The organism is Acidovorax sp. LjRoot117 (genome assembly GCF_964252695.1).
Taxonomy (GTDB): domain Bacteria; phylum Pseudomonadota; class Gammaproteobacteria; order Burkholderiales; family Burkholderiaceae_C; genus Acidovorax.
The window spans coordinates 1-19,333 of sequence record NZ_CAXUPO020000010.1; the positions used below are offsets into that span (position 1 = coordinate 1).

Genomic DNA, 19,333 nt, shown 5'->3' on the forward strand with positions numbered 1-19,333 from the left:
TGTGCTGGAAGATCTTGAAGTCGGTCTTGCGCGTGGCCACCCACAGCCAGGGGCGAAGGCGCATCCGGTAAGACCCCCACCGGTGGTCCTGCCCCTGCATGCCAAAGTGCGTGACCAGGCCGCTCAGGTACCGTTTGCCCAGGCCTTCTATCTCGACCTCCACCGATGCCGCCTTGCCCAGCAGCGCCTTGGGGTCGATGCTTTTGCTCGCGCTCACCAGGTCGATCTCCAGCGAGTACAGCTCGCTCAGCGCCTCTGTGCCGTCGAGTTTGCGAAACTGCAGTTGTTCGCCCAGCGGGGTTTGGATCTTGACGCGGCGGGTCATGGCTGCTGGCCCATTTTTTTTCTTCCCTCGGATTGTTGTAGTTGCGGGCCCCAAAAGGGCCGCGAAAATCGCCGCGCATGATAGGTGGGGAGGGGTCGCAAAACCGGTCGCGAAGCGCGCTTGCTTGCGTCTTCACACAACTCTTACCCAGGCATTTGGTAAGTGTTGGGAGTGGGCTTTTTTTCGGGCTTTGGCGTTGTTATCGAGGCCGCAAAAGCAATCGCGTGCTTTGACTTAACGAGTCTGCGTGAGGCGACCTGACCAGCGACTTGGCCGGACCTGGCCGGACTTGGTACAGGCGGTGTTGTGTGGATTGGCGGCTACCAATCTTCCTTCACCGCCATCACCGCGTCCCGCCCCGCGGCAGCGCGCCCTGCCAGCCATGCCGTGACCGTGCCTGCCGCCACCACCGCGGCGGCCAGTGCCAGCAGCCGAGCCACCGGCACCTGCAGCTCCATGGTCCAGTGAAAGCTCTGCGGGTTGACCACATGCACCAGCACCACCGACACCGCGAGACCCAGCCCGGTGCCCGCTGCTGCGCCGACCGCCGTCCATGCCGCGCCTTCGCCCGCCACCACCGTGAGGATCTGCCTGCGGGTAAGGCCCAGGTGGGCCAGCAGGCCGAACTCCTTGCGGCGGGCCAGCACCTGGGCGCTGAAGCTGGCGGCCACGCCGAACAGGCCGATGCCGATGGCCACGGCTTGCAGCCAGTAGGTGACCGCGAAGCTGCGGTCGAAGATGCCGAGAGACCGCGCGCGGATGCTGGCGGCGGATGTGAATTCGAGCGGGCCTGCCCCTGCCGCCGCGCCGCCTGCCTCGGCCCCGGGCGTGGCAGAGTGGACCAGTGCGGTGACGGCATCGCGCAGCGCGGCCTCGTCAGCGCCCGCGCGGGGCCACAGTGCCAGGTCGCTGGTGCGGGCGTCACCCGTGAGCCGGACGAAGTCTGCGCTGTCCATCGCCACGGCACCGAACTGCCGCACGTAGTCGCGCCACACGCCTGCTACAAAAAACGTAGCTTCCTGCGCTTGCCCTGAGGGCGCCAGCAGCCCGAAAGAATCGGACAGCGCAGGCCAGTCGGCGCCGGGGCGCACGCCGTACAGCTCGCCCACCGCCTCGCTCACGTACACGCCCACGCGGTCGGGTGGCACGGGCACGGGGTTGCCGACCAGGGGCAGGGCCTGCGCGGGGTCGGCCGCCAGGGGCCTGGCGATCAGCGCCACGGCGGGGCGGGCCGGGTCGAGCAGCAGGCTGCTGGTGCGCAGGGTTTGCACACGCTCCACGCCGGGCAGTTGCGCCACGCGGTCGGCAAAACCGGCGGGGAAGGCCGCGGCATCGTCTGCGGCCGCGTTGCCTGCCAGGCGCACATACAACGGTGCGGGCAGCACGGCGTCCAGCCACTGGACGACCGAGCCGCGAAAGCTCGCCACCATCACCGTCAGTGCCACGGCCAGGCTGAGCGATGCGACCACACCGCCCACGGCGACGGCGGCCGTTCCGTGCATGCGGCGTGCGCGTTCCACGGCCAGCAGGGGCAGCGGCGACGATGCAGCGCCATGCCGCGCCGCCAGCGGCTGCGCCGCTTGCAGCAGCGCTTGCACGGCCCAGGGCAGCAGCGCAATGCCGCCCACCAGCAGCATGCCCACGGCGACGTAGGCGGCCAGTGGAATGCCAAAAACCGGTGGAGCGCTTGCCAGCAAAGCGCTGGCAGCTATCAAAACGATACCGATGGCACCACCGCGCTGGCGCCCGCCGTGGGTGCCCAGGCCCTTGAGCGTTTGCGCGGGCGCCAGGCGCTGGGCCTGGCGCGCAGGCCACCAGCCCCCCACCAGCGCAGCGGCCACACCCAGGGCGCCATAGACCGCCGCGGCGGTTGCGCTCCACTGCAAGCCGGGCTGTACGCCAGCGAAGTAGCCGCCGCCCAGGTCGCCACCCAGCACCTGCAGCGCCAGCGCCGCGAGGCCCGTGCCCAGGCCAATGCCGGCCGCACTGCCCAGCAGCCCTAGCGCTGTCGACTCCATCAGCACCAGGGCCAGGCGCTGGCGGGGTGTAGCGCCCAGAACGGCCAGCAGGGCGAACTGCGGTGCGCGTTGCGCCACGCTGAGCGCAAGCACGGAGAAGACCAGAAATGCGCCCGTGAACAGTGCCACCAGCGCCAGCACGGTGAGGTTGACGCGGTAGGCGCGCGACAGGTTGCTCACGCGCTGCGCGGCATCGCCGGGCTCGCTCATGCGCACGCCGCGCGGCCAGGCGCGCAGCGCCTGCAGTTCGCGTTCCACGGCGGCGCGCACGGCGCCAGGGCGCAACTGCAGGTCGATGCGGCTGAGCTGGCCGCCGCGCCCGAACAGGTCCTGCGCCGCGCCGATGTCCATCACCGCCAGCGGCACGCCCCCGGCGGCCACGGTGCCGGCCACGCGCACGGTGTGGGCCTGCAGGCCGGACTGCAGGCGCAGCTCGGCCAACGGGCCGGTGCCGTCGCCGGTCAGCCGCAGCGCCTGCAGCGCCGCGGCGTTAAGGAACACCTGCCCCGGCGCCAGCATGGCCAGGCGCTCGGCGGCGTCGAAGGCGCGGGGCATGAGCGAAGGTGCCATGGCGGGCACGACGAGCGCGTCCACGCCCACCACGCGCAAGGCCACACGCGCACCAGGCGGCGCGGCCTCGGCGTCGGCGGCGCCCGCAGTGCTGGCCTGGGCCGTCAGCTCCAGCCACGGGCTGGCCAGCGCCACCTGGGGGTGCGCGGCCACGGTGGCGTAGAGCGACTCGGGCAGCGCGCCTTGCGCAGCGCGCAGTTCCAGGTCGGGCTGGCCGTTGACGGAGCGCACAGCCTGCGCAAACTCGTCCAGCGCCGACGCGTTGATCACATGCACCGCAAACCCCAGCGCCACGCCCAGCATCACCGCTGCCACGGCCGCGGCGCTGCGCCAGGGGTGGTGGCGCAGTTCCTGCCAGGAGAAGGTGCGAAGCAGTGCGAGCATGGCTGCGGCTAGCGCGCCGCGATTCCGCGCGATGTCAGGTGCAGCACCCGGTCCGCACGCGCTGCCGCGGCATCCGAATGCGTCACCAGCACCAGCGATGCACCGTGCTCGCGCGTCTGCGCCAGCAGCAGGTCCATCACGCGGGCCGCGGTGGTGGGATCGAGGTTGCCGGTGGGCTCGTCCGCCAGCAGCAGGGCCGGGCGGTGGACCAGTGCACGTGCGATGGCCACGCGCTGCAGCTGCCCGCCGCTGAGCTGCTGCGGCAGTCGGCCGCCCAGGTCGGCCAGGCCCACCGCGTCCAGCATGCGTCCGATGCGCGCAGGGTCAGACCGGCCCAGCAGCATCAGCGGCAGGGCCACGTTCTGCGCCACGTCCAGGTGCGGCAACACGTGGAAGGCCTGAAAGACGAAGCCCACGTTCGCGCGCCGCCACAGCGCGCGCTGCGTATCGTCGAGCGGCCCCAGGTCCGTGCTGCCGTGGGTGATGCGGCCGGTGTCCCAGGTGTCCAGGCCCGCCAGGCAGTTGAGCAGCGTGGACTTGCCCACGCCCGAGTCGCCCACGATGGCCACGAACTCGCCCGGCGCGACGGTGAAGCTCACCTGGGCGAACACCGCGGCATCGCCATAGTGCTTGCCCAGCTGTTCCACGCGCAGCCCCGCAGGAGTGGGGCTGGCCGATGGCGAGCCCGTGCCCTGTGCCGCGTGTGCTGCTGCGGGCTGCGTCATGGTGCGCGCAGGTCCAGCCGCTGCAGCACGGCCTGCACGAGGGTGGATACCGCGTCCGGCGTATCGCAGGCAATGGCCTGGCGATGCGGCATGCTGCGCAACCAGGTGATCTGGCGCTTGGCAAGCTGGCGCGTGGCGGCAATGCCGCGCTCGCGCAGGTGGGCGAGGTTGGGTGGCGTGCCCGGGGCGCCCGGTGTGCGGGCGGCCTGAAAGTCGAGCTCATCCCACACCTGGCGGTAGCCCACGCAGCGCATCGAGGGCAGGTCCGGGTGCAGGTCGCCGCGTGCCCGCAGGGCCTGCACTTCTTCGACAAGGCCACCAGCGAGCATGGCGTCAAAGCGCTGGGCGATGCGGCCGTGCAGCCAGGCCCGGTCGTCGGGTTCCAAGGAAAATAGGGCGCTGTCGCTCGCTGGCAGGGCGCTACCAGCTCCTCTTTTTGTAGTGTGAAAGCTCGACAGTGGCTGGCCGGACACGTGCCATACCTCCAGCGCTCGCTGAATGCGCTGGCTGTCTCCAGGCGCCAGGCGCGCGGCCGTGACGGGGTCGACCCGTGCCAGTTCTGCATGCAGCGCGGGCCAGCCCAGCTCGGCGGCTTGGGCTTCGATCCGCGCGCGCACGGCGGGGTCGGCGGCGGGCATGTCGTCGATGCCATCGAACAGCGCCTTGAAGTACAGCATGGTGCCGCCCACCAGCAGCGGCAGTGCGCCGCGGCTGCGGATATCGGCCATGAGCCGCGTGGCGTCCTGCACGAATTCGGCCGCGCTGTAGGCCTGCAGCGGGTCGCGGATGTCGATCAGGTGGTGGAGCACGGCCGCGCGCTCTTCGGGCGTGGGCTTGGCGGTGCCGATGTCCATGCCCCGGTAGACCAGGGCCGAGTCCACGCTGATGATCTCCACCGGCACGCCTTGCTGGCCCAGCACGGCGGCCAGCGCCAGGGCGCCCGCGGTCTTGCCGGATGCGGTGGGGCCCGCCAGAGCAATGGCGGGCAGGTGGTGGGTCTGCTGCGGGGGCCTGGTCACGCGCGGGCTCCAAATTTTTGCACCAGCGTCCAGGAGATCACGGCCAGCACGGTGGACCAGAACCAGATGCCGTTGACCAGCGGCCACACCGTGCCGTCCAGGCGCGCACCCAGCCAGCCGCCAATGGCAAACGCGGCCAGCATCATCATGAAACCATTGAGCGCCGACGCCACCCCCGCCGCCTGCGGAAACGGGCCCACGGCACCGCTCTGCCCACAAGGCTGGTGGATGCCGTGGCCCAGCATGAAGAGGTAGAAGGGCAGCGTCAGCGCCCAGGGCTGGTGCCAGCCCAGGTGGGCCACCAGCGCCATCAGCGTGCCGCCGCTGATGCTCAGCGCCCCCGCGATGGCCACCGTGCGCTGCAGCCCGCATCGGGCCAGCAGGCTGCGGCATAGGAAGGTGCCCCCGAAGTAGGCCAGACAGGCCGACGCCATGGTCCAGCCGTACTGCGTGCGGCTGAGGCCCAGCACGTCGATGTACACGAACGACGACGCCGCCAGAAAGGTGAACAAGCCGGCGTAGGTGGCCGTGGTCTGCAGCGAGAACGCCCAGAACGTGGGGTGGCGCAGCACCTGCAGCCAGGTGCCCAGCAGCACACGCGGCTGCAGGGCCTGGGGGTTGCGCCGCGCCAGTGTCTCGGGCATGCGCAGCGCCACCAGGACCAGCGTGACGACCGCATACGCCGTGAGCGCCATCAGCGCCGCGCGCCAGCCCAGCCATTCGCTGAGCAGCCCGCCCATGGGCGCGCAGATGCAGGCCACGATGCCCAGCCCCGTGAGCGCCTTGGACATGGCGCGCGCTCCGTCCAGCGGCGTGTACAGGTCGCGCACGATGGCGCGGGCGCACATCACCACCGCACCCATCGCAGCGCCTTGGGCAATGCGCCACAGGATCAGCAGCGCCATGCTGGGCGCCAACGCGCTGCCCAGCGATGCCACCGCATAGATCGCCAGGCCCGCCAGCAGGATGGGGCGCCGGCCGAAGCGGTCCGACAACGGGCCCCACACCATCTGCGAACAACCGAACGCCAGCAGCAGACCGCTGAGCGTGAGCTGGGCCGACGCCATCGGCGCGCCCAGGCTGCGGGTGAGCGCGGGCAGGGCGGGCAGGTACAGGTCGGTGGTGACGGGCTGGATGCTGAGCAGCAGGGCCAGCACCAGGATGGCCAGGCCGGGCGCAACCGTGGCGTTGGAAGCCGTGGGCACGGCGGTGGCAGAAGGGGCAGACATATCTGTCTGAGGGTACCAGATGGGGCTGCCTTGACCTGCGCCAAGGGCTGCCGCCGCGCCCCTGCCAAGGTGGCATTGATGCCCTGGTGTTGATGCTCTGGCAGACCGCAAGCCAGATCGTGTGGGCTGTTTATTTCAGCTTGAACAGCGACACCATCGCCTCCCGGTACAGGCTCTGCCCCACCGAATTGGTGTTGTGGTGCGAGCCACCCTCCACCAGCACGAACTGCTTGGGCTCGTGGGCGGCCTCGTACAGCTTGCGGCCCAGGCTGGGCAGGATCAGGCTGTCGTCGCTGCCGTGCACCACCAGCAAGGGCGATCCGATCTCGGACACCTTGCGCACGGATTCGAAACGCTGCGTGATCAAGGCCGACACCGGCAGCCAGCCCCATTTGAAGGTGCTGACCACCTCCGGAATGCTGGTGAAAGTGCCTTCGACGATGGTGCCTTGCTCATCGTTCACCTGGCGCGCCAGGTCGATGGCGATGGCGCCGCCCAGCGAGTGGCCGAAGATGTAGCGGGGCTTGCCCGGCTGGTGCTGGGCCAGCCAGTCCCAGGCCGCCCGTGCGTCCTCGGCCGCAGTGGCTTCGGACGGCAGGCCCGCGCTGCTGCGGCCAAAACCGCGGTAGTCGATCGCCAGCACCGAAAAGCCCAGCTCCTGCATGCGCCGGATGCGGCCGGACGACCCCGCCACGTTCCAGCGTGCGCCGTGCAGATACAGCAGCACTGGAGCATCCGCCCGGTCGTGGGGGAGCCACAGGCCGTGCAGCCGCTCGGCCTTGCCACTGTCGTTTGAGCGGAAGTCGATCCAGACATCCGCCATGTCGTCGGTGGACTGCGAGCCACCCCAGCTGCGGTCGCTGGGCTGGAAGATCCACTCGCGCTGTTTTGCATCGAGGGTGGCGCAGCCCGCCGAGACGGCAATGGCCAGCGCCAGGGAGATCAGGAGGGGGGTGCGTTTCATGAGAAGGACTGAGTGCCATCGTGTCGGAAAGTTCTGACACGGCAAGCAGGGTTTGTGCCTATCTCCCAGGAGAGACCGCCAAATGCCCCGCAACTCCCCTTCTTTTCACCGCTTTGTGCCCCAGGGGGGGCCGGCCTGCGGTTACACCACGCCCTGCGCCAGCATCGCGTCCGCCACCTTCACGAAGCCGGCGATGTTGGCGCCGTCCACATAGCTCACGCGGCCGTCGGCGTGTTGGCCGTAGCGCAGGCAGGCGGTGTGGATGCCCTGCATGATCTGCAGCAGGCGCGCATCGACCTCTTCGCGCGGCCAGGACAGGCGGGCTGCGTTCTGGCTCATCTCCAGGCCCGATGTGGCCACGCCGCCGGCATTGCTCGCCTTGCCGGGGGCGTACAGCACGCCCGCCGCCTCGAAGGCCTTGGCGGCGTCGATGGTGGAGGGCATGTTGGCGCCTTCGGCCACGCAAATGACGCCGTTCTGGATGAGGGTGGCCGCGTCCTTGGCGTCCAGCTCGTTCTGGGTGGCACAGGGCAGGGCCACATCCACCGGGACGTGCCAGGGGCGCACGCCGGCTTCGAACTTCACGCCGGTGCGTTTTGCATAGTCGCTCACGCGGCCGTAGTGGTGGTTCTTCACGTCCATCAGGATGGCGAGCTTCTCGGTGGTAAAGCCTTCTTCGTCGATGACCGTGCCGCTGGAGTCGGACACGGTCATCACCTTGGCGCCCAGCTCCAGGGCCTTTTCCACCGCGTACTGCGCCACGTTGCCCGAGCCCGATACCGACACGCGCAAGCCGTCGAACGCGCGGCCCTTCTGCTTGAGCATCTCCTGCGCGAAGTAGACCGTGCCGTAGCCGGTGGCTTCGGGGCGGATCAGCGAACCGCCGAACGACAGGCCCTTGCCTGTGAACACGCAGTCCGCTCGGTTGCTTAGTTTCTTCATCATGCCGGCCATGAAGCCCACCTCGCGGCCGCCCACGCCGATGTCGCCGGCCGGCACGTCGGTGTCGGCACCCACGTGGCGGAACAGTTCCGTCACAAACGCCTGGCAAAAGCGCATCACTTCACCAGCACTCTTGCCCTTGGGGTCGAAGTCCGAGCCGCCCTTGCCGCCGCCCATGGGCAGCGTGGTCAGCGCGTTCTTGAAGGTCTGCTCGAACGCCAGGAACTTGAGCACCGACAGGTTCACCGACGGGTGAAAGCGCATGCCGCCCTTGTACGGCCCGATGGCCATGCTGTGCTGGATGCGGTAGCCGCGGTTGACCTGCACCTTGCCATGGTCGTCCACCCACGACACGCGGAACATGACCGTGCGCTCGGGCTCCACCAGCCGCTCCAGCAGGCCGTGCTCGGCATAGCGGGGGTGCTGGGCGATGAACGGCCACAGGCTCTCCATGACCTCCGTGACAGCCTGCAGAAATTCGGGCTGACCCGGATTGCGGTGGGCCACGTGAGAAAGGAAGCTGTCTGCGGACTCGTATTTCATGTTCTCAAGACTTTCTGAAGCAAAAAAGCAGGCAAGAGCGCACTGCAACACGACATTATGTTCAAAAGTTATACGTTCATGCGGATGTCTCTGCACAATGGTGGGGAATGTGGCCCGTGAAATGCCACATATTGGTGCGTCTGGTGGGCGGCAAAACGCCGTCACCGGTTGGCGGGAAGGGCGTCACGGCCTTGTCACAAGGTCAGCCCACAGTTCGGCGGTTCTAAACACAACGAGGAGAAGAGCATGCACATTTCTGGTGCGAAGTTGGGTGCGGTGGCCTTGCTGGCCACGCTGGCGGCTTGTGGTGGCGACAATGACAGCCCGTATCCCACGCTGAACGGCGACCGCCCCCTGGTCATCGGCCACCGCGGTGCGGCAGGCTACGTGCCGGACCACACGCTCGAAGGCTACAAGCGCGCCATCGACATGGGCGCCGACTTCATCGAGCCCGACTTGGTGGCCACGAAGGACGGCGTGCTCGTGGCCCGCCACGAACCCAACATCACCGGCACCACCGATGTGTCCACCCGGGCCGAGTTCGCCAACCGCAAGACCAAGAAAATGGTGGACGGCGTGCAGGAAGAGGGCTGGTTCGTCTCGGACTTCACCCTGGCCGAGATCAAGACGCTGCGCGCCATCCAGCCGCTGTCCGACCGCGACCCGTCGTTCAACGGCAAATTCCAGATCCCCACGCTGGAAGAAGTGCTGGACCTGGCCAAGAACGAAGGCACCAAGGCGGGCCGCACCGTCGGCGTGTACCCCGAGACCAAGCACCCCACCTACCACGTCAACCTGGGCCTGCCGCTGGAAGACCGCCTGCTCGCCATCCTGGCCAAGTACGGCTACACCACCAAGGCGTCGCCCGTCATCGTGCAATCGTTCGAGGTATCGAACCTCAAGTACCTGCGCACCAAGACCCAGATCCGCCTGGTGCAACTGGTGGACGCGAACGACGTGAACGCCGACGGCAGCATGGACCTGACGGCCCCCTACGACAAGCCGTACGACTTTGCCGTGGCGGGCGACAAGCGCACCTTCGCCAGCCTGCTGACCGCCGATGGTCTCAAGGAAGTCAAGACCTACGCCGACGGCATCGGCCCCTGGAAGCCGTACCTGATTCCTTCGAAGCAGGTGGACGCCAACAAAGACGGCAAGCCCGACGACCTCAATGGCGACGGCGTGATCGACGAGCGCGACCGCGTGATGATGGCGCCCACCGACGTGGTGAAGAACGCCCATGCCGTGGGCCTCATGGTGCACCCCTACACCTTCCGCAGCGAAGCCAAGCGCCTGGCATCGGACTTCAAGGGCGACCCCAAGGCCGAGTACAAGCTGTTCTACAACCTGGGTGTGGACGGCGTGTTCAGCGACTTCCCTGATACGGCCAAGGCGGCGCGGGACAACTGATCGGCAGATCGACGGGGACACGGCGACCCTGTGCCGTGCACCTGCTGCAAAAACAAAGCCCGCGACTGCGGGCTTTGTTTTTGGCATGGTCGGTGCGCTGTCACGCCACTGCTGCTGCGGTTGCTGATGCCGGTGAAGTTGCAGCTTTGGCGGGCTCCTGGGCTGCAAGCGGGTCGGCGGGTGGCAAATCCATCCACGCCCGCATGAGCGCAGGCTGCTTGCGCAGCCAGTGCGTGGGCATGGCCTGCGTGCCCCAGACGGGGATGCGGCCGGCGTATTCACCCATCACCCAGAACTGCCGAAGCGCCAGGCACGGGGCGATGGCCGCCAGGTCCGCCGCGTGTATGGCGCGCACTCCGGTGTACCCGGTGAGATAACGGTGCCAGCGCTCCATCACCGCGGCAGTGGCGGGTGTTTCATGACTGCGCGGCAGCAGCACCCACAGGTACACGCTCAGCTCGTACGCCAGCAGGCCCGGGCCTGCGTCGTCGAAGTCGAAAAACGCGGCCACGCGGCTGCGCTCGGCTCCTTCGGGGTTGTCGGGGCTGTCGGCCATGAAGTTGTTGCTGCCGTGGCAGTCGCCATGGCAATGCACGCGGGTGAGGCTCGGCGGGTCCGCAAAGCGCGAACGCAGGTCCTCGGCCAGAGCCGTGAATTCGCGTGCCAGAGCCGCATCCACGGTGGGTGCTGTGAGCATGCGCTGCAGTGATGCGTCCAGCAGCAGCGGCAGGTCCAGCGTGTAGTGGCTTTCGGGGCCTGCGTAGCTCTGTGCTGCGCCATGCAACTGGGCCAGGCCCCGGCCGGTGGCTTCGATATCCACCAGCGATTCGCCGGGCGGGTCGCCCGGTAGAAAGTCGAACAGCAGCAGCGCCCGGGGACCTTCGGGCAGTGCCAGCACCACGCTGAAGGACCCATCTGCCGCGGGCAGCGGCGCGGCGACCGGAATGCCGTGCGCGCGCAGGTGGGTTAGCAATGCGGTTTCGTAGGCGATGTTGGGGTCGCCGCGGGGCCGTTCGGCGCTCAGCCGGGCGATGGCGTGCAGCCCGCTGGCAAAGTGCAGTTCATAGACTTGGTTAAAGCCGCGCCGCAGCAGCACGCAGTGCGCCACAGGGCCCAGGGGCCAGCCGGCTTCCACGGCGCGCGCAATGGCCTCGCCCGTGGGGGTGGTCTGTGCGATGAAGTGGGGGTCGAGGGGGATCATGGCGGGCGCTTCCATTCCAGCAGGGCGGGCGATTCTGCCGCCAAACGGCGGCCCGCGGCTTAACGGCAGCCAAAGGTGGACCCCAGGGGCCTGTCCGGCGCCCCCGTCAGAAGCCCACTGCGAACCCCACGCTCAGCAGCGTGCGACCCTGTTGGCGGCCCACCGTGGCATCCAGTTGTCGACCGGGTGCCCATTCCCACCGCGCTCCCGCCTGAAACACCGGCGCACTGCGCTGGACGCCGAAGGCCTCCACGTGCGGCGTGATGGCGCCCCAGCTGTGCTCCAGGGACACGCCCCAGGTGCCGCGCCAGGACTGGCCGCGTTCGCGCTGGGTGCCCAGGTTGGCGTTGGCCACGCCCCACGGTGCGGCGCAGGTGCCGATGAGGTTCAGCGCCACCATGCTGCCCCCGCTGTGGCCCCCGGGCTGTCTGCGGTGGGTGAGTCCCGCCGTGCTGGCGGCATTGCAACCATCGGTCTGCGCGGGGCTCCACAGCCACTTTGCCTGCAACCCCTGCAGCGTGTGGCGCTCCCCCATGTCGCGCGCCAGCAGGGCGCCCAGCTCCAGCCCTTCGATGGGGGTGAAGGCCGGCGCTGCATAGAAGGTGCCGCGCTGCCCGCGCTGGCCTTCCCACCAGGCTTCGATGTGGCCCTGGCCCACCTCATCCACACCCGCATCGTCCACGGTGAGCGGGCGCCCTGCGTGGGCGCTGGGCAGGGCCATGCAGAGCGCTGCCAGTACGGCGGGCACTGCGGACATGGCGGGATGGGGCTGGCGGTGGTGGGACGGCTGCATTGGCTGGAAGACTCTGGCTATGCGAATGGCGCGGGGAACAGCAGTGTGGTTCTGGGAAGGGACCTACCGTCCGCGCAGGAACAGCGCGTCCAGTTCCTTCATCGACAACTGCCGCCACGTGGGCCGGCCGTGGTTGCACTGGTCGCTGCGGTCGGTGGTCTCCATCTGGCGCAGCAGCGCGTTCATCTCGTCGATGGTGAGCCTGCGGTTGGCCCGCACCGCGCCGTGGCAGGCCATGGTGCCCAGGATCTCGTTGCGGGCGCGCTGCACCACGGTGGTCGCGTCGTGCGCGGCCAGTTCGGCCAGCACGCTGCGGGCCAGCTCGACCGGGTCGCCAAAGCCCGACGCGGTGGCCAGCGTGGTGGGCACGGCCCGCACGGCCAGGGTCTTGGGCGAGAACGGCACCACCTCCAGGCCCAGCAGGGCCAGCACCTCGGTGGATTCTTCGGCAGTGGCGACTTCCTCGGCCGTGGCGGCGAAGGTGGCGGGGATCAGCAGTGGCTGGCTGGCAATGCGTGCGCCGCTGTCCACCTGGGACTTGAGGCGTTCGTACACGATGCGTTCGTGCGCGGCGTGCATGTCCACGATGATCATGCCCTGCGCGTTCTCGGCCAGGATGTACACGCCGTGCAACTGTGCCACGGCGCGGCCCAGGGGCCAGGTGGTCTCTGGGGTGTCTCGGCCGGTGCCGGCGGGTGCGCTGCCTGCCATGGCATTGGCGCTGAGTGGTGCAGCGGCTGGCGGCGGGAACGCGGTACCTGGAGAGCTCCAGGGCGGTGCCTCGGCCGATTCGCCAGCGGGCCTGTCCTGTCCTGGCTGCCCCAGCGGCCCCTGCGTGCCTTGCCACAGGGCCTGGCCGCCTGGCGCGCTGGCCGCAGCAGGGTCCTTGCGCGGGCCCCACAGCGCCTGCAGGTCGGCCACCTGGTGGCCACGTTCTTCAAATCTGATAGCGGATTGCGCTTGCCAAGTGCGCGGTAGCGCCTGTTTTGACGTCACAACGGCAGCGCTGTTGTCCGCAGGGCTCGCATCGCCCTCGGCAGAGGCTGCGGCGGCTGCCGCGGCCAGCGCTGCGGCGCGTGGTGCGGCCAGCGCGTTTTCCACCGCGTGGCGCACCGCCTGATGCACCTCGCGGCTGTCGCGAAAGCGCACCTCGATCTTGGTGGGGTGCACGTTCACATCCACGCGCGCCGGGTCGATCTCTACATACAGCGCATACACCGGCTGCTTGTGGCCGTGCAGCACGTCTTCGTACGCGCTGCGCGCGGCGTGGGTCAGCACCTTGTCGCGCACGAAGCGGCCGTTGACGTAGCAGTACTGGTGGTCGGCGCGCGAGCGTGCGGCGTCGGGCAGGCCGGCGCGGCCGGTCACGACCACCGGGCCCACGCGGTGCTGCACGGCGACCGACTGCGCGACGAAGTCTTCGCCCAGCACGTCCGACAGGCGCCGCGCCAGCGCGTCCTGCAGGCCGCTGGCGCTGGCCTGGCCCGGCACGAAGGTCGCGCGCCACTGCTCCACCAGCTTGCCTTCGTGCCAGATGGCAAATCCCACATCGGGCCGGGCCAGCGCGTGGCGGCGCACGGACTCGATGCAGTGCGCAAGCTCGGTGGCGTCGGTCTTGAGAAATTTGCGGCGCGCCGGGGTCGAAAAGAAAAGCTCCTTGACCTCCACCGTGGTGCCCGTGCTGCGGGCGGCAGGGCGCAGTTCGCCGCTGCGTGCGTCCAGCAAAAAGGCGTTGCCTTGCGCGGCAGGGCGCGAGAGCAGGGACATCTCGGACACCGAAGCGATGGCCGCCAGCGCCTCGCCCCGAAATCCCATCGTGGCCACGGTTTCCAGGTCGTTCAGGTTGGTGATCTTGCTGGTGGCGTGGCGGCGCAGCGCCACAGGCAGCTCCTCGTGCGGAATGCCGCCGCCGTCGTCTTCCACGGTGATCAGGCGCACGCCGCCGGCGGACAGCCGCACGGTGATCTGCGTGGCGCCGGCATCGAGCGCGTTGTCCACCAGCTCGCGCACCACGGAAGCGGGGCGCTCCACCACTTCGCCGGCCGCGATCTGGCTGATCAGCTCGTCGGGCAGGTCGCGGATGGGGCGGCGTGGGGGGATGGGGGCGCTGGCCGGCAGGGCCGTGGCGAGGGGGGCGGTGGTGTCGTTCACCCGGTGGATTTTAGGGCCGGGCTCGCGCAGGGGCTTTGCGGGTCACCCCGGCGGGCTGGGGATAATGCCCGCTGCTTTTTTCAACACCAGCCCCATGGAACTTGTCACCTTTCTCATCGATTTCATCCTGCATGTGGACAAGTACCTCGAGGCGTTCGTGCAAGCGTACGGCCCGTGGGTGTACGCGCTGCTGTTTCTCATCGTGTTCGTGGAAACCGGCGTGGTGGTCATGCCGTTCTTGCCGGGCGACTCGCTGCTGTTCATCGTCGGGGCGCTGTGCGGCGCGGGGCTCATGAGCCTGCCCATCGCCTGCGTGGTGCTGATCGCCGCAGCCATCCTGGGCGACCAGTGCAACTACTCGATCGGGCGGTACTTCGGGCCCAAGGTCTTCCAGTGGGAAGACTCGCGCTGGTTCAACCGCCGCGCGTTCAACCAGGCGCATGATTTTTACGAGCGCTACGGCGGCATCACGATCATCCTGGCGCGCTTCATGCCGTTCATCCGCACCTTCGCACCCTTCGTGGCGGGTGTGGCCGAGATGAACCGTGCCAAGTTCACGGCTTTCAATGTGGGCGGCGCGCTGCTGTGGGTGCTGGGCATCTGCACCGCGGGCTACTTCTTCGGCAACTTTGCCTGGGTGAAGGAAAACCTGGACAAGATCATCTGGGCCATGATCTTCATCCCCGGGCTGATCGCGATCTTCGGTGCCTGGCGCGCCGGGCGGGCGGCCAAGACGGCCTGAAGCACCGGCAACGCCACCCTCAAAGCAAAACTCCTGACGCTCGGTGTACGAGTGCCAGGAGTTTTTTTACGCCGCCATCGGTCGCCCAGGCGGGCGGCGATGGTGGGTGTGAAGCAAATTAACGGCGATATCCACGGCGTTGGTCGCGGTCTTCACCGATTTCGTGGCCCACCAGCGCGCCGGCTGCGGCACCGCCAATGGTCCCTACAGGGCCGCCGAAGATGGCATTGCCTGCGACGCCGCCTACGACGGCACCGACGCCGGTACCCACTTGGGCATCGGTGGGGTTGGAGGCACAACCACCCAGGGCAAGGGCCGCGGTGCAGGTGGTCGCAAGGAGGATGTGACGGATTTTCATGGCAAGAGTCCTTTGTGGTGTGGATTCAGGCCTTGCAGTTGTTCAGCGGGTGCTGCTCAACTCGACCTGTGACTGAAATATCCACCCGGCACCGCGCCGCCGGCGTAGGCAAGCGGGGGAGGTGCCTGTAGGACATGCCGCGCCGTGGCTGACGGCAGGGCGTGATCCGAAGCGGCCCGGACATCGCCGCCGAATGGCGCCCGGCCAGGCGGTGCGGGTGCTGGACTGTCGCGCCGTTGCGCTCGTGTATTGGCCGCATTTCTTAGGGTTTACGAGGCGGTCGTCCCCGTTGCCAATCCTGCGGCGCAGACAGATCATTGATCGGTCATGAACACAAGCCGCGAACACAACGCGGCCAACCAGGGGATACCACGATGGGCCAGCACACCAACTCCGCGGGCCAAGGCCCTCAGCTCACCGTCGCGCAGCAGATCAGCCTCATCGTCGGGGTGGCGGTGCTGGCGCTGGTGATCATCCTGGCGCTGAGCCTGGTGCGGGTGCAGCACCTGGGCCGCACCGTCGACCAACTGGCAACCGAGCAGGTCGAACGGCTGCAGCTGGCGCTGCGCTGGCGCAGCAACATCGCGGTCAACTCCACGCGCGTGTTCTCCATTGCGCAGAGCGACGGTGACGACCTGCAGAACTACTTCAAGGACATGGTGGCCGCCACCACGGCAGACACCAGCACGGTGCAAAAGCGCTACACCGAGCTGGAGAAAAGTCCCGAAGGCCTGCGCATCCAGGAGGAGCTGGCCGCCGTGCGCACGAGCTATCTGGAAGCGCGCGACAAGTCCCTGGCCCTCAAGAAGGCGGGCGACATGGCCCAGGCCAAGAGCTACGCCCTGGCCACGTTTGCACCGGTGCTCAACCAGTACAACACCGTGGCCGACAAGATGGTGGCCTACCAGGTGCAGCGCTCGGCCGAGCAGGCCGGCGAAGCGGCCGCGCTGATCAGCTCGTACCGCACCACGGTGCTGGTGGCGGGCGTGGCCGGGCTGGGGCTGCTGGTGGTGCTGTCGGTGGTGGTGGTGCAGCGCATCCGCCGGTCATTGAACGAGGTGGCCACGGTGGCCCAGCGCATCGGCGAGGGCGATCTGTCGCAGCCCATTTATGCGCAGGGCCGGGGCGAAGTGGCGCGGATGATGCAGGCGATGCAAACCATGCAGGCGTCGCTGGTGCGCATCGTGGGCGACGTGCGCCACAGCAGCGACAGCATTGCCACCGGCTCCAGCGAGATCGCGGCCGGCAACGCGGACCTGAGCCAGCGCACCGAAGAGCAGGCGGCCAACCTGGAGGAGACCGCGGCGTCGATGGAAGAGATCACGAGCACGGTGAAGAACAACTCCGACACCGCGCAGCGCGCCGCGGTGCTGGCGGGCACCGCGTCGGCTGCGGCCGTCAAGGGCGGCGAAGTGGTGGGCCAGGTGGTGGCCACCATGCAGGACATTTCGGCCGCGTCGCGCAAGATCACCGACATCATCGCGGTGATCGACGGCATTGCGTTCCAGACCAACATCCTCGCGCTCAATGCCGCCGTGGAGGCCGCCCGCGCGGGCGAGCAGGGCCGTGGCTTTGCCGTGGTGGCCAGCGAGGTGCGCAGCCTGGCCGGGCGCAGCGCCGAGGCTGCCAAGGAGATCAAGGCCCTGATCAACGCCAGCGTGTCCAGGGTCGATGACGGCACGCAGCTGGTGAGCAACGCGGGCCAGAGCATGGAAGACATCGTCACCCAGGTCAAACGCGTGAGCGATCTGATCGGCGAGATATCGAGCGCCACGGGCGAGCAGACCATCGGCATCAGCCAGGTGGGCGAAGCGGTGACGCAGCTCGATCAGGTCACGCAGCAAAACGCCGCGCTGGTGGAGCAAAGCGCCGCGGCGGCCGACAGCCTCAAGCACCAGGCGGCGCGGCTGGCCGAGGTGGTGAGCGTGTTCCGCCTGTAGCTTGAATTGACCAGCAGCCCCCGGTGTGACGGAACCGGCGGGCCGGTGCAAGATGCTTGTCAGCGCTCGCCCGGCAGCAGGCACAGGGTGACCAGCAGCGAGGCCGGTTGCACCGCCTTGAGCGCATGCAGCATGCGCGGCGCCAGGTGCACGAAGTCGCCGGCGTGCAACTGCTGCACGGCGCCTTCGTTCATGAACTCCACCACCCCTTCGATGCACTGCACCGTGGCTTCGCCCGGGGTCTGGTGTTCTTTCATGGACTTGCCCACGGGCAGCACCACGCGCATGACCTCGAGCTGGCCGGCTTTAAGAATGGCGGTGGTGATGGCTTCGGGCAGGCGGTCGCCCAGGGGGCGAACACTGACGATCTGGCCGGATTGGGCGTGGGGCAGTGCCATGGCAGTTCTCCTTGCGTCCGTGGCGCACGGCCTGCTCGGAGGGGGCGGGGGCTGCACGCGCGGTGTGGATGATGCAGGCTACTTTGCCTGTACTTGGCGGTCCGCGCAAGGCAAGCCAAGGCACAGCGAAGCAAAGCAAAGCAACGCGCCCCGCGCTGTGCGGCCTGCCGTGGCCGTCCTACACCGAGCGGCTGCGCGCCAATGGCGGGTTCTTGGCGAAGTAGCGGGTGATGCCGCGCATCAGCGCATCGGCCAGCTGCTCCTGGTAGGCGCTGCTGCGCAGGCGCTGCTCTTCCTCGGGGTTGCTGATGAAGGCGGTCTCCACCAGCACGCTGGGGATGTCGGGCGCCTTGAGCACGGCAAAGCCCGCCTGCTCCACGCGCGGCTTGTGCAGCTTGGCCATGCCGCCGATCTCGCCCAGCAGCACGCTGCCGAGTTTGAGGCTGTCGTTGATCTGCGCGGTGGTGCTCATGTCCAGCAGCGCGCGCTGCACATGCTGGTCCTTGGACTGCACGTTGATGCCGCCCACCAGGTCGGCCTGGTTCTCTTTGTTGGCCAGCCAGCGCGCGGCGGTGCTGGAGGCGCCGCCCTGGCTGAGCGCGAACACGCTGGCACCGCGTGCGGCTGGGGTGGTGAAGGCGTCGGCATGGATGGAGACGAACAGGTCGGCCTGCACGCGCCGGGCCTTTTGCACGCGCACGCCCAGCGGCACGAAGAAGTCGCCGTCGCGCGTGAGAAACGCGCGCATCGGGTTGCCGCCCACGGTGGTGGCGTTGATGCGGTCGCGCAGCAGGTGGGCCACGCGCAGGACCACGTCCTTCTCGCGCGTGCCGGCCGGGCCGATGGCGCCGGGGTCTTCTCCGCCGTGGCCGGGGTCCAGCGCCACGATGATGATGCGGTCGGTCTGTGTCGAAGTGGCCCGATTGGGCGTGGCGGGCGCGGGGCGCGCAGGCTCGGCCGGAGGCGGCGCTGCGGCCACCACAGGTGGTGGTGGCGCTCCGGTCGCGCCGGGGCGCTGGCTGCGCTGGGCGATCAGGTCACCCAGCGGGTCGGTTTCGGCGGGCGGCTGGGGGCCGGTGCGTGCGGTGACGGTGGGCGGCGCAGGCAGCGTTTTGCCGGCGGCGGGTACGTCGCGCAGGCGCTCGGCGATCAGGGCTTCGAGCGGGTCCACCGGGGCGGCCGGGTACAGGTCGAACACCAGGCGGTGCTGGTAGGCGGCCACGGGCGGCAGGGTGAACACCTGGGGCATGGCGGCCTGCTTGAGGTCCACCACCAGGCGCACCACACCGGGCGCGTTCTGGCCCACGCGGATGCCGGCGATGTTCGGGTCGTCGGGCTTGACCTTGGCCACCAGCTCGCGCAGCTCGGGGCTCAGGTCGATGCCTTCGATGTCCACGGCCAGGCGCGGCGGCGTGGTCACGAAGAACTGCTTGGCCACCAGCGCGCCGTCGGATTCGATGGTGACGCGGGAGTATTCAGGGGCGGGCCATACACGCACTGCGAGGATGGTGGCGCCACGGGCGATCTGCTGCGTGCCCAGCAAAAGGACCAGGCTGCCCGCCTGCAGCAGCGTGCGGCGGGATGGCTGGCGCGGCGCCGGGCGGGGGGGCAGAGTCATTCG

16 protein-coding genes are annotated in these 19,333 nt (G+C 68.7%); 3 read left to right on the forward strand and 13 right to left on the reverse strand.

Going from position 1 to position 19,333, the window contains the following annotated elements; all coding sequences use genetic code 11:
* The 7 genes from ACSQ3D_RS21170 to gdhA all read right to left on the reverse strand — a co-directional run.
* Nucleotides 1–325: contractile injection system protein, VgrG/Pvc8 family (locus tag ACSQ3D_RS21170; RefSeq protein ID WP_436128209.1), on the reverse strand; the 325-nt coding region annotated here is incomplete at its 3' end.
* Between the two features lie 320 nt (nt 326–645).
* Entirely contained in the window at nt 646–3,297 is a 2,652-nt protein-coding gene (locus tag ACSQ3D_RS21175; protein WP_436128210.1) for an FtsX-like permease family protein, read from the reverse strand.
* Between the two features lie 8 nt (nt 3,298–3,305).
* Nucleotides 3,306–4,022 carry an ABC transporter ATP-binding protein gene (locus ACSQ3D_RS21180; RefSeq protein ID WP_436128211.1) on the reverse strand — a complete coding sequence of 239 codons (717 nt, stop codon included), beginning with the start codon at nt 4,020–4,022 and terminating at the stop codon, nt 3,306–3,308.
* On the reverse strand, nt 4,019–5,041 hold the full coding sequence (miaA, locus tag ACSQ3D_RS21185; protein ID WP_436128212.1) for a tRNA (adenosine(37)-N6)-dimethylallyltransferase MiaA: 1,023 nt from the start codon (nt 5,039–5,041) through the stop codon (nt 4,019–4,021). Before miaA ends, ACSQ3D_RS21180 begins: the two co-directional genes overlap by 4 nt.
* Nucleotides 5,038–6,270, reverse strand: a complete 1,233-nt coding sequence (locus tag ACSQ3D_RS21190) for a multidrug effflux MFS transporter (protein WP_436128213.1) — start codon at nt 6,268–6,270, stop codon at nt 5,038–5,040. The genes miaA and ACSQ3D_RS21190 overlap by 4 nt, the downstream gene beginning before the upstream one ends.
* A gap of 130 nt (nt 6,271–6,400) precedes the next feature.
* The gene (locus ACSQ3D_RS21195; protein WP_436128214.1) at nt 6,401–7,234 is read right to left on the reverse strand and encodes an alpha/beta hydrolase; all 834 of its coding nucleotides are present in this window, start codon (nt 7,232–7,234) and stop codon (nt 6,401–6,403) included.
* A 141-nt stretch (nt 7,235–7,375) separates the two neighbouring features.
* Nucleotides 7,376–8,719 (reverse strand): NADP-specific glutamate dehydrogenase, encoded by a 1,344-nt coding sequence (gene gdhA, locus ACSQ3D_RS21200; RefSeq protein WP_436128215.1) that lies wholly within the window; start codon nt 8,717–8,719, stop codon nt 7,376–7,378.
* Between the two features lie 246 nt (nt 8,720–8,965).
* Here gdhA and ACSQ3D_RS21205 point away from each other — a divergent pair, with 246 nt between their 5' ends.
* Nucleotides 8,966–10,129, forward strand: coding sequence for a glycerophosphodiester phosphodiesterase (locus tag ACSQ3D_RS21205; RefSeq protein ID WP_436128216.1), 1,164 nt, complete (start codon nt 8,966–8,968; stop codon nt 10,127–10,129).
* 100 nt (nt 10,130–10,229) lie between these two features.
* Here ACSQ3D_RS21205 and ACSQ3D_RS21210 read toward each other — a convergent pair whose 3' ends face one another.
* The 3 genes from ACSQ3D_RS21210 to mutL form a co-directional block, all read right to left on the reverse strand.
* A complete protein-coding gene (locus tag ACSQ3D_RS21210) occupies nt 10,230–11,330 on the reverse strand; it encodes a phosphotransferase enzyme family protein (RefSeq protein WP_436128217.1) in 1,101 nt (366 codons plus the stop codon).
* Nucleotides 11,331–11,436: 106 nt separating this feature from the next.
* Entirely contained in the window at nt 11,437–12,087 is a 651-nt protein-coding gene (locus ACSQ3D_RS21215) for a hypothetical protein (protein ID WP_436128218.1), read from the reverse strand.
* Nucleotides 12,088–12,186: 99 nt separating this feature from the next.
* Entirely contained in the window at nt 12,187–14,274 is a 2,088-nt protein-coding gene (mutL, locus tag ACSQ3D_RS21220) for a DNA mismatch repair endonuclease MutL (RefSeq protein ID WP_436128219.1), read from the reverse strand.
* 94 nt (nt 14,275–14,368) lie between these two features.
* Here mutL and ACSQ3D_RS21225 point away from each other — a divergent pair, with 94 nt between their 5' ends.
* Nucleotides 14,369–15,016: a DedA family protein gene (locus tag ACSQ3D_RS21225; RefSeq protein ID WP_056411949.1), complete on the forward strand. Its 648-nt coding sequence runs from the start codon at nt 14,369–14,371 to the stop codon at nt 15,014–15,016.
* A gap of 118 nt (nt 15,017–15,134) precedes the next feature.
* Here the strand turns inward: ACSQ3D_RS21225 and ACSQ3D_RS21230 are convergent, their stop codons facing one another.
* On the reverse strand, nt 15,135–15,374 hold the full coding sequence (locus tag ACSQ3D_RS21230) for a glycine zipper 2TM domain-containing protein (RefSeq protein ID WP_082486172.1): 240 nt from the start codon (nt 15,372–15,374) through the stop codon (nt 15,135–15,137).
* Between the two features lie 374 nt (nt 15,375–15,748).
* On the opposite strand from ACSQ3D_RS21230, the gene ACSQ3D_RS21235 reads away from it, so the two are divergent.
* Nucleotides 15,749–17,314: a methyl-accepting chemotaxis protein gene (locus ACSQ3D_RS21235; protein WP_436128220.1), complete on the forward strand. Its 1,566-nt coding sequence runs from the start codon at nt 15,749–15,751 to the stop codon at nt 17,312–17,314.
* Nucleotides 17,315–17,373: 59 nt separating this feature from the next.
* Here ACSQ3D_RS21235 and ACSQ3D_RS21240 read toward each other — a convergent pair whose 3' ends face one another.
* Nucleotides 17,374–17,712: a cupin domain-containing protein gene (locus ACSQ3D_RS21240; RefSeq protein WP_396506276.1), complete on the reverse strand. Its 339-nt coding sequence runs from the start codon at nt 17,710–17,712 to the stop codon at nt 17,374–17,376.
* Between the two features lie 178 nt (nt 17,713–17,890).
* On the reverse strand, nt 17,891–19,330 hold the full coding sequence (locus tag ACSQ3D_RS21245; protein ID WP_436128221.1) for an N-acetylmuramoyl-L-alanine amidase: 1,440 nt from the start codon (nt 19,328–19,330) through the stop codon (nt 17,891–17,893).
* Nucleotides 19,331–19,333: the final 3 nt, after the last annotated feature.